Below are 14,961 nucleotides of genomic sequence, written 5' to 3' on the forward strand. Positions count from 1 at the left end.
AGATGAGAAAAGGATTGAAGTTGTTAGCGACTGTCATGTTGACCAGTTTATTAGTGGTGGGTCTTGCGGCTTGCGGCAATGGCAATGAGGACAAGAATAGTGGCAGTACGGGCTCCTCCAAGTTCGCTTCGATTGAGCAGTTGAAGAAGAACGGCAAGATTCGGATTGGTGTATTCGCGGACAAACCACCATTTGGTTACGTGGATTCGGAGGGCAAAAACCAGGGATTTGACGTCTACATTGCCAAGCGCTTTGCGAAGGATTTGCTAGGCGATGAATCCAAAGCTGAGTTCGTTCTGGTGGACGCCGCCAGCCGTGTAGCGTATTTAGAATCCAATAAAGTAGATATTATTATGGCGAACTTCACGGTGACTGATGAGCGGAAGGAAAAGGTCGATTTTGCTGATCCGTACATGAAGCTGTCCTTCGGGATTGTGTCGCCGGACAGCGCGCCGATTACTTCCATTGATCAATTGAAGGAGAAGGGCAAGAAGCTGATTGTCGCTAAAGGCACAACGGCTGAATCCTACTTCACCAAGGAGCACCCGGATGTGGAGCTGCTGAAATTTGACCAATACACAGAAATTTTCGCTGCACTCAAAGATGGACGCGGCGCGGCGATTGCCAACGATAATACCGAGCTGATCGCCTGGGCCAAGTCCAATCCCGGCTTTACAGTCAGCATCCCCGAGTTCGGCGGCCAGGACACTATTGCTCCGGCGGTGGCCAAGGGCAACAAGGAGCTGCTGGACTGGATCAACACCGAGCTGGGCACACTGGGCAAGGAAAAGTTCATTCACCAGGCGTATAACGAGACCTTGAAAGAAGTATACGGTGAAGGCTTTACCGACCAACTGGTCGTAGAGGGCGGTAAGGTACAGTAAAGCTTAAACATAAAAAAGTCTGTCCCTCAGCTATGTCGATAGCTTGATGGGACAGACTTTTTTTATTTTATCGGCTCAGGCGAAGTATACTTCAGGAACGCTTTCGGAATCGGGCTCTCGAAGGTCAGCAATTCTTCCGTTCCCGGATGAACAAAGGATAGAACACGGGCATGCAGTCCGAGTCTGCCTACGGTTTTGGTCTCTGCTCCGTATTTCTTGTCGCCTGCAATAGGGTGTCCGATGTCGGCCATGTGAACACGGATCTGGTTCTTGCGTCCCGTCTCCAGCTGTACCTCTAGCAGAGAGAAGTGGCGATTGGACTGGATCAGCTTGTAATGGGTAACAGCATGCAGGCCGTCACCTTCATAAGGACTGGAATACATCTTGAGCGTGGCGGTTTCCTTCAGCCAAGAGCTGACGGTGCCTTCTGGCTTTTTAACCGCTCCTTCAACAAGCGCCACGTAAGAGCGTTCTTTCACAGTATCCTTCCAGGTATTCTGTAAGGCCTGCTGGATTCGTTCGCTTTTGGCAAACATCATGACTCCTGAAGTGTCACGGTCTAATCGGTGCACGACGAAGATACGATTCTTCGGATTGCTGCGACGCACATGCTCCATGAGCTGGCGATAGGCGGTCACTTCATTTTCTTCACCAGTAGCAATGGACAGCAGTCCCGCATCCTTCTGGATCACGATGATATCATCGTCCTCATGTACTATGGTGAGTCCGTTCAGCACTTCCGGCTGCACCGGTTTTTCCGTTTCGATCACAACGCTATAGCCCGGTTGAAGCTGGTAATTATGCTGGGTTGTCGTCTTGCCATTGACCGATACCTGACCACGGGCGAGGATGGATTTGATCGCATTGCGTCCACGTCCAGTGATGTGACTGAGCAAAAAGGATAGCAGTTCAGCTGGCTCGGTTACTGTATAGGTTTTTGGTGGTGCCGGTGTCTTCACCTTAGCACTTGGTTTGCTGTTTGGTTTGCTATGGGTTCTGGCCCCTGCTTTGGGTTGTGTTTTGTGCTGGGATTTACTTTTATGGGCAGGCTTCGCAGTTCTTGCAGAGGTCTCCCCAGGATTTCGTCTTGTGTTCATGTATGCATTCTCCGTCCTCTGATATTGTACTCTTCAATATACCATGGGCTCTGAAGAATTACTATTGTTGTAAAGAAGAAAGGGAGCTGGAAATGTGGTTGGGCGGTTGCTCATTAGTCCCATGCCCGGTAAACTAAAGAGAGATAGATCTAAGGAGTTATGATAGAGATGACTATGCAAGCACCTACTATGGAACAGGCGCAGGTTGAACTGCAAAAATATTACGGCTATCCCGATTTTCGGGAGGGTCAGAAGAAAATCGTCGGAAATCTGCTGGAAGGCCGCGACACGCTGGGCATCATGCCTACTGGGGGCGGCAAATCCATCTGTTATCAGGTGCCAGCCCTGCTAATGCCAGGCCTTACACTAGTGATCTCTCCTCTGATCTCGCTGATGAAGGATCAGGTGGATGCACTCACTACGGCCGGTATTCCGGCTGCGTATATCAACAGTACGCTGAGCGGCAAGGAAGTCAATGAGCGCATCCGGGCGGCGCGCCGGGGCGACTTGAAGCTGCTATATGTCGCACCGGAACGTTTGGAATTGGACTGGTTTCGCTTGGAAATGGCGGGATTGTCCATTTCTTGTGTAGCGGTGGATGAAGCGCACTGTGTCTCTCAGTGGGGACACGACTTCCGTACCAGCTATCTTTCCGTATCGCCATTCGTAGATGAATTGCCACAGCGGCCGATCCTAGCGGCGTTCACGGCGACGGCTACGCCGGAAGTCATGGAAGATATCGTCCGTCTGCTGCGTCTGCGCGAGCCGGGTGTCTTCATGACCGGACTTGGGCGTGACAATCTGGCGATGTCCGTCCTGCGCGGTGAGAACAAGCGTGAGTTTGTACTGGACTATGCGGCTTCCCATACGCATCAGCCAGGCATTATTTATGCGGCGACCCGTAAGGATGTCGACGATCTGTATCAACGGCTGCTGAATAGTGGGATTGCAGCCGGACGTTACCATGCCGGGATGAATGACCAGGAACGGGCGGAAAGCCAGGAAGGTTTTCTCTATGACGACATCCGGGTAATGGTGGCGACGAATGCGTTTGGCATGGGGATCGACAAGTCCAACGTCCGTTATGTTATTCACTACAACATGCCGAAGAATATGGAGGCGTACGTTCAGGAAGCGGGCCGCGCCGGACGGGACGGGGAGCCGAGCCAGTGTATTCTGCTGTTCAGCGCCCAGGATATCATGACCCAGAAATTCCTGATCGAGCAGAATCCGCAGGACCCGGAGCGTAAAGCCAATGAATACCGCAAACTTCAGCAGATGATCGAATACTGTTACTCCACCCGCTGCCTGCGCAGCGCCCAGCTCGACTATTTTGGTGAGGTACACGGGGACAAGCCTTGTGGCATTTGCAGCTCCTGCACGGATGAGCGTGAATTGGTAGACATGACGGTGGATGCGCAGAAAATCTTCTCCTGTATTCACCGTATGCGCGAGCGTTTTGGCGTTGCTTTGGTTGCTTCTGTGCTGAAAGGTTCTCGCAACCAAAAGGTGATGCAATACGGATTCGAGTCTCTGCCCACCCATGGCGCGATGTCAGGTCGAACTGAGAAAGAGATTACCGAGAGCATCAATGTGCTGATCTCGGAGGGGTACCTGGCTCTGTCAGAGGGCCAGTATCCGGTAGTTCGCCTACAACTTCAGGCTGCGGAAGTGCTGCGTGGTCAGCGTCAAGTGCTGCAACGGGTGGCTCGGCCAACGCGGGCAGGGTCATCTTCAGGCTCGCGTGATCGAAGCCGGGTTCGCGATTTGTCTCCGTCGGCGGTTAACGAAACGGTGTTCGAGCAGCTTCGCCTGATCCGGCGCGAGCTCGCAGGCCGGGAGCATGTGCCGTCCTATATTATTTTCAATGATGCGACCCTGCGTGAGATGAGTGTGGTTTGCCCGCAGACCGAAGCGGAAATGCTGAGGGTGAAGGGTGTCGGTGAAGTGAAGTATCGCAAGTACGGCAAGCCATTCCTTGAGTTTTTCCAAAATGACATGTAAAGAGGGCACAGCGCATGAAAATCATCCTGGCTACATTAAACGCCAAGTACATTCACACCTCGTTAGCAATCCGTCTGCTCAAGGCGTACAGCGAGCATGAATTCAGTGATATTCATTTGGCGGAGTACACGATTAAGGACCCTGTAATGAATATGGTATCTGACCTGTTCCAGAAACGTCCGGATGTGATCGGCTTCTCCTGTTATATCTGGAATATCGAGGAGACGATCAAGCTGGTTGGTATCCTCAAGAAAGTCATGCCCGAAGTGACGATTGTGCTTGGCGGACCGGAAGTGTCTTATGAGCCGCTGTATTGGATGAAGCGCGAGCCCGGTGTTGACTTTGTAGTCAATGGTGACGGCGAAGAGACGTTTCATCATTTGCTCCAGGAGCTGCGGGACGAACGCAAGTTCCATTTTGTATACGGTGTGGCTTATCGAAAGGGGGAGGAATGGATCGTCAATCCTCCCCGGCCTAAAAGCGACCTAAACACATTGCCTTCGCCGCATCGTTTTCCCGATGATCTGCCGGACTTAAGCAAGCGGATCGTTTATTTTGAGACCAGCCGGGGCTGCCCTTTCAACTGTCAGTTCTGCCTGTCCAGTATTGAGGTCGGTGTCCGGTATTATGATATTGAGCGCGTGAAGTCTGACCTGCTCTACCTGATTGATAATGGAGCCAAAATCATCAAGTTCCTGGATCGGACTTTTAATATTAACCGCAATTATGCCATGGAGATGTTCCAGTTCCTGATTGATAATCACCGGGGTTGTGTGTTCCAATTCGAGATTACGGCGGATATTATGCGGCCGGAGGTGCTAGATTTTCTGGCGGAGAATGCACCGCCGGGGATCTTCAGGTTCGAGATTGGCGTGCAGTCGACCAACGATGAAACGAATGAACTAGTCAAACGTCGCCAGAACTTTGCAAAGCTGTCGCGTACGGTGATGAAGATCAAGGGTAGCGGTAATATCGACCAGCATCTCGATCTGATCGCCGGACTGCCGCAGGAGGATTACGCAACGTTCCGCAAGACCTTTAATGATGTGTTCGCGATGGAACCGGAGGAGCTGCAATTAGGATTTCTGAAAATGCTTCGCGGCACCGGGCTGCGCGCGCAGGCAGCCAAATATGATTACACGTATATGGAGCACGCTCCTTATGAAATTTTGAGTAGCCACGTGATGCCTTTTGGCGATATTATCCGCCTGAAGCGGCTGGAGGATGTGCTGGAGAAATACTGGAACAGCCACCGTCTGGATCATTCCGTCAAGTATCTGATCCGCCATGTGTTTCCTTCGCCCTTTGATTTCTTTCAGGAATTCGGCGATTACTGGGACGAGCGGGGCTGGCGGAAGATCGGCCATCAGCTCGAGGACCTGTTCACCAGGCTGCATGATTTCCTGACGGCGCGTGGCACGATGTCGATGGAGATCATCTCCGGACTGATGAAGCTCGACTACTTCCTTGGACATAAGTACAAGCCGCGTAAAATCTGGTGGGAGCCTACACTCGGCAAGTCACAGTGGGCTTCCTGGCTGAAGGAGATTGCTGCGAATCCAGGAAGTCTATCCCAGGAACTCAAAGGAACGGGGATCAACGAGCGCGAGCTGCAAAAATATGCCGTGCTTGAACTGCTGCCCTTCCCGCTAGCGGAAGTGCTGACATCCATTAGCGGCTTGCGGGCTGATGAGGGAACGGCTGTCGAAGCCGAAACTGCCAACGGAAAAGGAATCTCCGCCTCAGCCCAAGCCGGAGCCGAGGCTGCATTCCCGGCGGAAGTGGAGGTGTTCGACCAGGCATCTGCGCAGGCGGACATCTCCACTCTCGTTGCCGATGCTAGGGCGGGAAGGAGCACCTTGCTCGTTGTGCTGTACCAGCAGGATGAGAGCGGGAAGCCACAGTATTATGCCATGCCTGTGTAAGCGAAAGGGTGGAAGCATGAAGAAGCCAGGAAATCTCCGAGGTAGCAGGAGACTTCCTGGCTTCTGTTGTTTCAGTTATGCCCTTTAAGACTCCACCTTCAGATCAATCTCAAATGTCTTGATTTCATAAGGCTCAAGGGTAAAGGTTACCGGAGTATCATAGAGAAGCTCTCCCTCCGGCACTTCCATCAAATTCGTCTCTCTCCATGCTTGAATCCGCAGATCACTTGTCAGCTCGAGCTGATTCAGGCTGCCAGAATAATCATGAACACGTACGATGACACGGTCGGAATCCTCAGCTTTCTTAACCGCCGAGATCATTGCTGTGCCACCTGACAAGGCGAACATGGAGCAGCTTGGCTGCTTCGCCTGGCCTTGTGTATACCGCAGCGGTGCGTGCAGCAGCCAAGCCTGCTGCACAGTTCCACCAACCAGCCAATCGCCTTGATGCGGCAGAAGGGCATAGGTGAAGTGGTGCAGTCCCTGATCGGCGTGCGGATCAGGGTGAGTGGCGCTCTTGATCAGGGTCAGCCGCAGGACGTTGTCCTTAATGTCATAGCCGTATTTGGAATCGTTCAGCAGGCTGACTCCATAACCTCTATCTGACAGATCGGCCCATTGATGGCCGACGGATTCGAAGCGTGCCCAGTCCCAGCTCGTATTCCAGTGTGTCGGACGTTTCACGTTGCCGAACTGAATATCATAGGTTGCTTCGGTGGAACGGATACCGACCGGGAAGGCAACCTTCAGCAGTTGCTGCTGTTCATGCCAATCCACCTCGGTGTCATAATCGATCCGCCGATGCTTCGCATACAGAGTCAGATCTTGGGTGATCTTCGATCCAAGATACTGCCAGTTGAAGCGGATCACCGCTTGGAGCAGCCCGGTCTGAACGATTTCAATACCGGTACACTTCGTGATTTCCCGCATATTTTCCTGATAGAAAATATCAATATCCCAGGCCTCATGAGCCAGCGGTTTATCCTCGAACACTTGAAGCACGTTGCCTCTTGCTCCTTTGGCAAGCACCTCGCGGCGTGCTTCTTTATCGTACAGGCGGGTCAACTGCCCAGTTTCATTCCATTCCAGCAGATAGAATGGCGTCTCGATCCCATTCTTTGTATGAATGAATGGTGAATGCTCAAGGCTGCTGACGGTCGTGTCGCTTTGGAAGTGAATCGTGGTGTATCCCAGTGAAGGAATATCCTTTACTTCAACAGACCAGCTACCCTCTTGCCATTGGGCGCTCAGGTTCACGCCGGAATCGCTTAGCCAAGAGCCGTGTGCCATATCTGCCGAAACCGCAGGGATGCTCACGATGTCTGTAACCACCCACGGAGAGGCATTCCAAATGGTGTACGTATTCGGAGATCCGCTGCGGCCAGCAATCGCGGTCCGGGCCTGCGTATCTACTAGAGTGACAATCTGCTCCGCGTCGGCGTATTCAATCCGGCTGTCCTCATACACTTCTGTAATGGAAGAGCCAGGGATGATGTCATGGAACTGATTGCGCAAAATAATTTTCCAACCCGAGGTCAGAGAGGCTCCTTGATACAGACTCCAGTCGTTCTCCATAATACTTTGTAGCGCGCCCAGCCATTCCGCCTCGCGGTAAGCCAGCTCCAGCTTGCGGTTCATCCGTTTGTTATATGCCTGGCTGGTATACGTCCCGCGGTGATATTCCAGATACAGCTCGCCATCCCAGGTATGAATGTACGAATCGGTATTCTCCACCGTCTCCTGCAGCTTCTCAAAATAATCATCCGCGCGCCCGGTAGTCACCTTGGGCAGTCCCGGTAATTGGTCCAGCCGTCGACGCATCTCCAGCATTTCGCGGTTGACTCCGCCGCCTCCATCACCGTATCCGTACGACAGCAGCAGATCCTGGTTCATCTCCTTGTCGCGGTAAGCATCCCAGATGCCCTTGACCGTCTTCGGGATAATCCTGCCGTTGTAGGTATAGAACCAGGAGCCTGGCTCTGACCATGGTTCGGGTGTGGTAATGAAGTGGGTTAACACCTCTGAGCCGTCAATCCCGCGCCAGTGGAACGTATCAAACGGCATACGATTGTATTGGTTCCAGCTAATCTTGGTGGTCATAAAGGTATGAATACCGGATTTCTTCAGAATTTGCGGCAGGGACCAGCTGTAGCCAAATACATCGGGCAGCCAGAGATAACGGCATTCCGTTCCGAACTCTTCTTTCAGGAAACGTGTACCAATCAGCAATTGCCGAACCAAGGATTCGCCCGAGGTCAGATTGCAGTCAGCTTCCAGCCACATACCGCCGCCTGCTTCCCAGCGGCCCTCGGTCACACGTTCCTTGATAGACGCGTATAGCTCCGGATAATCTTCTTTCACATATTCGTACAACTGTGGCTGTGTTTGGAGGAACACATACTCCGGGAACATCTCCATCAGACGCATCACGGTGGAGAAGGAGCGGGCACATTTCTCGCGCGTATGCTTCAGCCGCCATAGCCAGGCCACGTCAATATGGGTATGGCCGATACAGGTGACAGTGACATCGGAGGCCTTATCCATGGCATTCAACCGGGAGCTTAGATCTTCCCTAGCGGTGTAGACGGAGGTGTAGAAGCTCTCCGAATGGGACTCCGCCCAGTCGATCAGCCGGAAAGACTGCTGAAGTGCATGAAGCAGCTTACTCCGCTCCGGTGCATTGGCGTCCAGAATTTTGACCGTCTCCAGAATGGCTGTCCCGGTAAATACGAGATCATCGACTGTTTCATCCAGCCAGCACAGCTCTGCCTGTCTGAACGTATGATTCTGATTACGGGGTTTCCCGCCGCCTTCCAGACCTGACCAGAGCCGGAAGACTAACTCGCAGGTGCTCCCCGCCGCAGACGCCGGAAGGAATACTTCCTTGTGGTTGGAATCGACACCTTGATAAGGCTTGCCGTTCCAATAGAACAGAGATTCAAAGCCGGAATTGTTACCGCCCCCGGTATCGCCAAAATCAAACAGGCCGACGATGCGTTTATCACTCCAGGCGGCAGGGAACTGGGCTTCTGTGCGCAGCCATAAATAGAGATCCCGGCCTGACCAGTTCTCTCCTGTATGCATAGGTTGCCAGTTCTCATCTGCACCCGGCAGGGCAGGATTAATCTCTTCCCGGCGATCCTCGCAGGAAAGAAAGACATTTAGTGGCAGACGATCCCGGTAACGGAGCTCGGATAATTCATGAATACGTGCATGAAGTTTATTTTCGGTAAGAAACATTGAGAGGTACCCCCAGTACATTTTATCGGGAGGTGATCCATATATAGAAAATCCAAAGAGGGTATGTAATACAGGTCAATCATAGGGGAATGGGCTTATTATAGCGCTTTCTATCATTTTTGACAAATGAAAATGGCCGTCAGAGCCTGTGCGCTGTTAATTGGCAACTTCTGCGAACGGTGATACACTGAGTGGAAAATTGGTCTCGAAGGAGGTGGTCTGGCAAGAATGTCGAAGATACGAACCTTTTATCAGAATCACTTGAAGAAAAAAATGTTCAACAAAATTCTGCTGTTTTACTCCATGGTCATGGTGCTGTTGTTCATCAGCATCTCGGTGTTGGCCTATCGCTATTATGAGCAGCGGGTCGTACGGGAACAGATGGATGCCAGTCTGCAGGAGCTGGATATTGTCAGTATCAGCCTGAATCAGCAGTATGAGCGGATGTACAATGCCGTGCAGCAGATTTATACCGACGCGATGATCGGTGACGATCTGAAATACTTTTTGAACCGTGAGTATGAGGATTTTCTCAATTGGCGGTTGAATCAATATGCCTCCAGCTACCGCACAGAGCGTGGGAACTTTGACTATCATCTGCGTCTGCTGCTGAAGGATGAGGCCTCGATCGCGAATGTCGTGCTGTATAGTACAGACCAGGACTTTTTCTATGTTTTGAACCGGGAGACCCAGCACTTTTATTATCATCCTAAGCTGTCTGCGGCCCATCAGGATTGGTTCCAACGATTACAGAATACGCCTTGGCAGTTCATGGGCAGTGAGCCGCTTTTTGAAGGCAAAATGCTTGATGAGCCCACGCCATACAGCTATGTGAATGTGCTAAAGGATTCCTTGACACTGAAGCAGTACGGCGCAATTATGTTCGAACTGAATACTGACCGTATCAAGGGGCTGCTGCGTGACAAGATCAGCGGCAAAGATAGCCGGATTATGCTTCTGACCGGGGAAGGCCAGGTGATTTTCGATTCGCAAGGCAAGTATGACAACACCGTCTACCCGTATTGGAGGCAGATGAATGTGCCGGAGGATTGGGTGAATCTGGAGGAACGCTCCAAGGTGCAGCTGCTGAACATAGGGAATACAGGAATGGTCGTAGCCGCCATTATTCCAGAGTCGCAGATTGAACAGAGTCTCCAGACCATCCGGTTCAGCCTGATCGGCATTGTGATTCTGTGTATCGTTCTGAGCATCGCGGTCACATTCACCATCATCCGCCGTTATTCCAAGAAGATTCACAGGCTCGTCCTTTACATGCGCCGCTGGCAGGAAGGGGATCTGAGCAAGCGGGTTCAGATGGAGGGGGAAGATGAGCTGCAGCAGATTGCGCAGAGCTTTAACCATATGTGTGATCGGCTGGAGTCTTACATAGAGACGGTTTACGTGTCGGAGATCAAGCAAAAGAACGCGCAGCTCGTGGCTTTGCAAGCCCAGATTAATCCCCATTTTCTGTACAATACCCTGGAAAGCATCCGTATGAAGGCCATCAGCTCTGGAGCTAGGGATGTCGGTCAAATGATTTATATTCTGGCAACGATGTTCCGTCATTTGATCAAGAAGCAGACCCATGTTACCTTGGCTGAGGAAATTGAGCTGTGCGGGATGTATCTGGCTTTAGTTCAGTATCGGTATGAGAACAAGCTACAGGTAGAGACCCATATTGGACCATGGGCTGCCGGGAGTATTGTCGTTAAGCTGCTGATCCAGCCGGTCATTGAGAATTACATTGTGCATGGCTTTCGCACCAACGATGACGATAACCGGATCTCCATTACAGCCACAGAAGTGGATGGCGTAATTAGTATTTGCGTGCAGGATAACGGAAAAGGGATCTCCGGACAGAGATTGCTTGAACTGCAAAGATCGCTGAACATGGATGGCGAAGCTGCGGGGACATCCAATCATTCTTTGGGACTTAAGAACGTCCACGACCGCATACGTCTGAATTATGGCAGTGGTTATGGGCTAAGCCTAGTTAGCACGCAGGGTGAAGGCTGTCAGGTGATGATCAGAATTCCAGTCACAAGGGAGGAAGTCGGATGAGAAGTGTAATGTTGGTCGATGATGAGCCGCTTATTGTGCAAGGGATGCAGGCTATTATTGATTGGGACGAAAATAACATGCAGATTGCCGGTACGGCTTGCAATGGAATGGAAGCGCTAGCAAAGCTGGACGGGGAACCTGTTGACCTTGTTATTACGGATATCATGATGCCGCACATGACCGGACTTGAACTGATTCGGGAGGTCAAAGCACGTAATCCATATACTAAATTTATTATTTTGAGCGGTTATGAGGAGTTCAATTATGTGCGGGAAGGCATGGCGCTGGGGGTGGAGAACTACCTGCTGAAGCCCGTCAATATTGACGAGTTGGAAGCGACGATCAAGCATATGCAGCATGACTGGGAGCGCGAGGAAATCCGGCAAATTCAGATGGATCAGAGCTGGAGAATTCTGCGCAACAATATTTTGCAGCGATGGGCGAATGAGACCATCGACGTCAAGGAGTTCCGGGAGCGAGCGCAGCTCTTGGAGATCCCTCTGAACAAGTCCAGCTATCGCGCGGCGGCACTGCGAATTGTTGCCGATGACGAGAGTCATGATTCTCAGTTGTACAGACCGGGAATCGCCGAGCAATGCGAGGGAGTGGGGAACACGGAGCTACCGGATGGTTGCGGGGTAATCTGCTTTCCTGATCAGGAGGGGGACATTATCGTGCTGTTCGTCTCAAGCGAAGTGAATGGTGAGGATACATGGCAGCGAGATGCACTCCGTAACATGAAGCAAGTGGTGACTGCGGATGGCGGTGTCCGTGTATGGGGGATTATCGGTCCAGCCGAATCGACCTATCTAGGTTATCCGCAAAGCTGCAAGTCAGTGAAGCAGTGGCTGCAAAATCATATATTCATGGATTCAGATACATTCGTCATGGAAGGAGTTAGCGGAGAATCTACTGTTCAGTCTCAGGAGAAGCGGGAGCTGGCAATGGATCAGTTTCATAAGCTGCTGCGGGATGGGGAAGGTGCTGAAGTTGAGCGTTTCATTGATGACTTCTTTGAGGTTCAGGGCAAGGAATGCCACCTTGCGAGAACGCCATTCTTTAATTCATCCATCCAACTGATGCTGGCTGCCAAAGAGTTGGAGAAGACGCCTGATTATGGCGAGGTTTTCGGACCTTTGTCCAGAATTCATACCCTGGGCGGTCTGAAGCAGTTGGTTAAGAAGGTCGTACACCGCACACTGGATACCTACCATGCTGTGGATAAAATGTATAGTCCACATATCTTGGCCGCGCTGGAGGTGGTGAAGAACCACTATCAGGAGGAGCTTTCGCTGAAGACACTCAGCCAGAAGCAGGAGCTTCATCCCAACTATCTAGGCCAATTGTTTCAGCAGGAGGTCGGCACCAGCTTTTCCGATTATGTTAACCAGTACCGGATCGAACGTGCTACTCATCTGCTGCTGTATTCAGACAAGAAGACGGCAGAAGTAGCGGCAGAGGTAGGTTATTGGGACACGTCGTATTTTTACAGACAGTTCAAGAAATATGCCGGCGTTTCCCCTACAGAGCTGCGTTCGATGTATATGAAAAAATAAGCCTGGCCTACCGGCTGAATAGAGACACACCCCTTGTGGGTGTGTTTTTTGCTATGGAAATGAATGCGTTATCTTTAATTAATCCATCATTTTATTGTATTTTTCAACTATCCCCGTTACGGTAGCGCTTGCATAATAAAGACAGGGGTGAACGAGAAATCCAAAGCGCCGAATTGGGCTTAGGTCTGTCAGTGTTGATTATAGGGGATTGATGCTGGATGAGACGTAAGCCGCTTAAGTGATCTGTTAATTGCAACTATAAGGAGGGACAGCCGTGCTGGGCATCTTCAAAAGTCTGATGAAGAACAAGGCGTTTCTTCTGCTGGTACTGCCGGGAGCAGCGTGGTTTATTATTTTTGCCTATTTACCGATGTTCGGAACCATCATTGCTTTCAAGGACTTTCGGATTCATCCAGGAGGATTTATTGAAAGCGTTTTAAAGAGTGAATGGGTCGGATTCAAAAACTTTGAGTTTCTGTTCTCGACTGATGATGCCTATATCATCACACGCAACACGATTCTGTATAACCTCGGTTTGATTTTTATGGGATTGGTCGTTGCAGTAACGCTGGCCATTGTGATGAACGAACTGTTGAACAAGCGGATGGCCAAGGTCTATCAGACCGCTATGTTCATGCCGTATTTCTTATCTTGGGTTATTATCAGCTATTTCGCCTTCTCGTTTCTGAGTGTAGAAAAGGGTGTATTCAATCAGATGATCACCTACTTCGGCGGCGATCCAGTCAGCTGGTACAGCGAGAAGGGCTATTGGCCGTATTTTCTGATTCTGTTGGGTCTGTGGAAAAATGCAGGCTATGGCAGTGTAGTCTATCTTGCAGCAATCGCGGGTATCGACCGCTCTTATTATGAGGCCGCGATGATCGACGGCGCCACGAAGTGGAACCAGATCAAATATATTACGCTTCCGCTCCTGAGACCGCTGATGATTATCCTGACCATTCTGGCGCTCGGCGGCATCTTCCGTTCCGATTTTGGTCTGTTCTATCAGGTTCCGCGGGACTCCGGTGCACTGTATCCGGTCACAAATGTCATCGACACGTTCGTCTACCGCGGCTTGACCATTATGGGCGATACGGGAATGAGTACGGCTACAGGATTGTACCAATCCGTTGTGGGTTTGATTCTCGTGCTGCTGGCGAACTATGCGGTGCGCAAAATTGAAAAGGATTATGCCGTATTCTAGGAATCGGCAAGGGGGTGCTGGCAATGAGTAACTTAAGCGAACCGGTAAAGCGGGCCTCAGCCCAAGCTCCGAGGACTACAAAGTCCAGGGATATGAACGCCATTTCTCCGTTATCAAATGTGTTTTTTAATATAGGCATCTGCCTGTTCGCCATATCTTGTATTTTTCCGTTTCTGTTCATCATCATTATCTCGTTTACCGATGAGAAGACGCTGGCGATCAATGGTTTTAAGCTATTGCCGGAGGTGCTTAGTCTGGATGCCTACCGGTTCCTGATGGAATCCGGGCAGCAGATGGCCCGTTCACTGGGCGTCACTTTAATGGTGACGGTGATCGGGACGCTCTTGACACTGTATCTGGTATCCACGTATGCGTATGCTATCTCTCGTAAGAATTTTACCCAGCGCCGCTTTTTCAGCTTTCTGGCCTTCTTCACGATGCTGTTCTCCGGCGGTCTTGTTCCCGGATATATCGTGGTTACGCAGGTGCTGCATTTGCGCGATACGATGTGGGCGCTGATCCTGCCGTCGATCCTGAATGCTTTTTACATTATCGTCATGCGGACATTCTTCACGACTACCGTGCCGGATGCGATCATCGAGTCGGCCAAAATCGACGGGGCTACTGAATTCGGTATCTATACGCGCATCGTGCTGCCGATCTCGTTGCCGGGAATTGCGACTATCGGGCTGTTCAGCACGCTGGGCTTCTGGAATGACTGGTTCAATGCGCTGCTCTACATAGACAATCCGAATCTGATTCCGCTCCAGACGCTGCTGATTCGCATCCAGAACAATATGGATTTTGTTGTGCAAAATAGCAGCCGCGTCGTGTCCTATGACATTGCCGCGACACTGCCGACGGAGACCGTTCGCATGGCGATGGTTGTCTTGGCTACGCTGCCAGTAGCGCTGGCGTATCCGTTCTTCCAGAAGTATTTTATCCAGGGTCTGACCATTGGTTCGGTCAAAGAGTAAGACGGGTTGTGCC

The 14,961-nt window shown here is 51.2% G+C and carries 9 protein-coding genes; 7 read left to right on the forward strand and 2 right to left on the reverse strand.

The genetic code is table 11. The features are described 5' to 3' along the window. Window positions 1–2 precede the first annotated feature (2 nt). A complete protein-coding gene (locus ACFVRY_RS08365; protein ID WP_387499136.1) occupies window positions 3–884 on the forward strand; it encodes a cysteine ABC transporter substrate-binding protein in 882 nt (293 codons plus the stop codon). A gap of 62 nt (window positions 885–946) precedes the next feature. Here ACFVRY_RS08365 and ACFVRY_RS08370 read toward each other — a convergent pair whose 3' ends face one another. Then, window positions 947–1,981 (reverse strand): RluA family pseudouridine synthase, encoded by a 1,035-nt coding sequence (locus tag ACFVRY_RS08370; protein ID WP_387499138.1) that lies wholly within the window; start codon window positions 1,979–1,981, stop codon window positions 947–949. Between the two features lie 168 nt (window positions 1,982–2,149). Here ACFVRY_RS08370 and recQ point away from each other — a divergent pair, with 168 nt between their 5' ends. Beyond that, window positions 2,150–3,985, forward strand: coding sequence for a DNA helicase RecQ (recQ, locus tag ACFVRY_RS08375; protein ID WP_387499140.1), 1,836 nt, complete (start codon window positions 2,150–2,152; stop codon window positions 3,983–3,985). Between the two features lie 14 nt (window positions 3,986–3,999). Further along, window positions 4,000–5,910 carry a B12-binding domain-containing radical SAM protein gene (locus tag ACFVRY_RS08380; RefSeq protein ID WP_387499142.1) on the forward strand — a complete coding sequence of 637 codons (1,911 nt, stop codon included), beginning with the start codon at window positions 4,000–4,002 and terminating at the stop codon, window positions 5,908–5,910. 84 nt (window positions 5,911–5,994) lie between these two features. On the opposite strand, the gene ACFVRY_RS08385 is transcribed toward ACFVRY_RS08380, so the two are convergent. Next, window positions 5,995–9,150, reverse strand: a complete 3,156-nt coding sequence (locus ACFVRY_RS08385) for an alpha-mannosidase (RefSeq protein ID WP_387499144.1) — start codon at window positions 9,148–9,150, stop codon at window positions 5,995–5,997. A 228-nt stretch (window positions 9,151–9,378) separates the two neighbouring features. Here ACFVRY_RS08385 and ACFVRY_RS08390 point away from each other — a divergent pair, with 228 nt between their 5' ends. From ACFVRY_RS08390 to ACFVRY_RS08405, 4 genes are all read left to right on the forward strand, one after another. Then, window positions 9,379–11,211 (forward strand): cache domain-containing sensor histidine kinase, encoded by a 1,833-nt coding sequence (locus ACFVRY_RS08390; RefSeq protein WP_387499146.1) that lies wholly within the window; start codon window positions 9,379–9,381, stop codon window positions 11,209–11,211. Next, window positions 11,208–12,767, forward strand: coding sequence for a response regulator transcription factor (locus ACFVRY_RS08395; protein WP_387499148.1), 1,560 nt, complete (start codon window positions 11,208–11,210; stop codon window positions 12,765–12,767). The genes ACFVRY_RS08390 and ACFVRY_RS08395 overlap by 4 nt, the downstream gene beginning before the upstream one ends. Before the next feature lie 298 nt (window positions 12,768–13,065). Beyond that, on the forward strand, window positions 13,066–13,971 hold the full coding sequence (locus ACFVRY_RS08400) for an ABC transporter permease (protein ID WP_387499711.1): 906 nt from the start codon (window positions 13,066–13,068) through the stop codon (window positions 13,969–13,971). Between the two features lie 23 nt (window positions 13,972–13,994). Next, window positions 13,995–14,948, forward strand: a complete 954-nt coding sequence (locus ACFVRY_RS08405; RefSeq protein WP_387499150.1) for a carbohydrate ABC transporter permease — start codon at window positions 13,995–13,997, stop codon at window positions 14,946–14,948. Window positions 14,949–14,961: the final 13 nt, after the last annotated feature.

Origin of the sequence: Paenibacillus sp. NPDC057934, from assembly GCF_042887565.1 — a bacterium.
Taxonomy (GTDB): domain Bacteria; phylum Bacillota; class Bacilli; order Paenibacillales; family Paenibacillaceae; genus Paenibacillus_AQ.

Bases quoted from the DNA above. Each gene is read 5' to 3' on its own strand.
- ACFVRY_RS08365 (WP_387499136.1), top strand. From the start codon at position 3: ATGAGAAAAGGATTGAAGTTGTTAGCGACTGTCATGTTGACCAGTTTA.
- ACFVRY_RS08370 (WP_387499138.1), bottom strand. From the start codon at position 1,981: ATGAACACAAGACGAAATCCTGGGGAGACCTCTGCAAGAACTGCGAAG.
- recQ (WP_387499140.1), top strand. From the start codon at position 2,150: ATGACTATGCAAGCACCTACTATGGAACAGGCGCAGGTTGAACTGCAA.
- ACFVRY_RS08380 (WP_387499142.1), top strand. From the start codon at position 4,000: ATGAAAATCATCCTGGCTACATTAAACGCCAAGTACATTCACACCTCG.
- ACFVRY_RS08385 (WP_387499144.1), bottom strand. From the start codon at position 9,150: ATGTTTCTTACCGAAAATAAACTTCATGCACGTATTCATGAATTATCC.
- ACFVRY_RS08390 (WP_387499146.1), top strand. From the start codon at position 9,379: ATGTCGAAGATACGAACCTTTTATCAGAATCACTTGAAGAAAAAAATG.
- ACFVRY_RS08395 (WP_387499148.1), top strand. From the start codon at position 11,208: ATGAGAAGTGTAATGTTGGTCGATGATGAGCCGCTTATTGTGCAAGGG.
- ACFVRY_RS08400 (WP_387499711.1), top strand. From the start codon at position 13,066: ATGAAGAACAAGGCGTTTCTTCTGCTGGTACTGCCGGGAGCAGCGTGG.
- ACFVRY_RS08405 (WP_387499150.1), top strand. From the start codon at position 13,995: ATGAGTAACTTAAGCGAACCGGTAAAGCGGGCCTCAGCCCAAGCTCCG.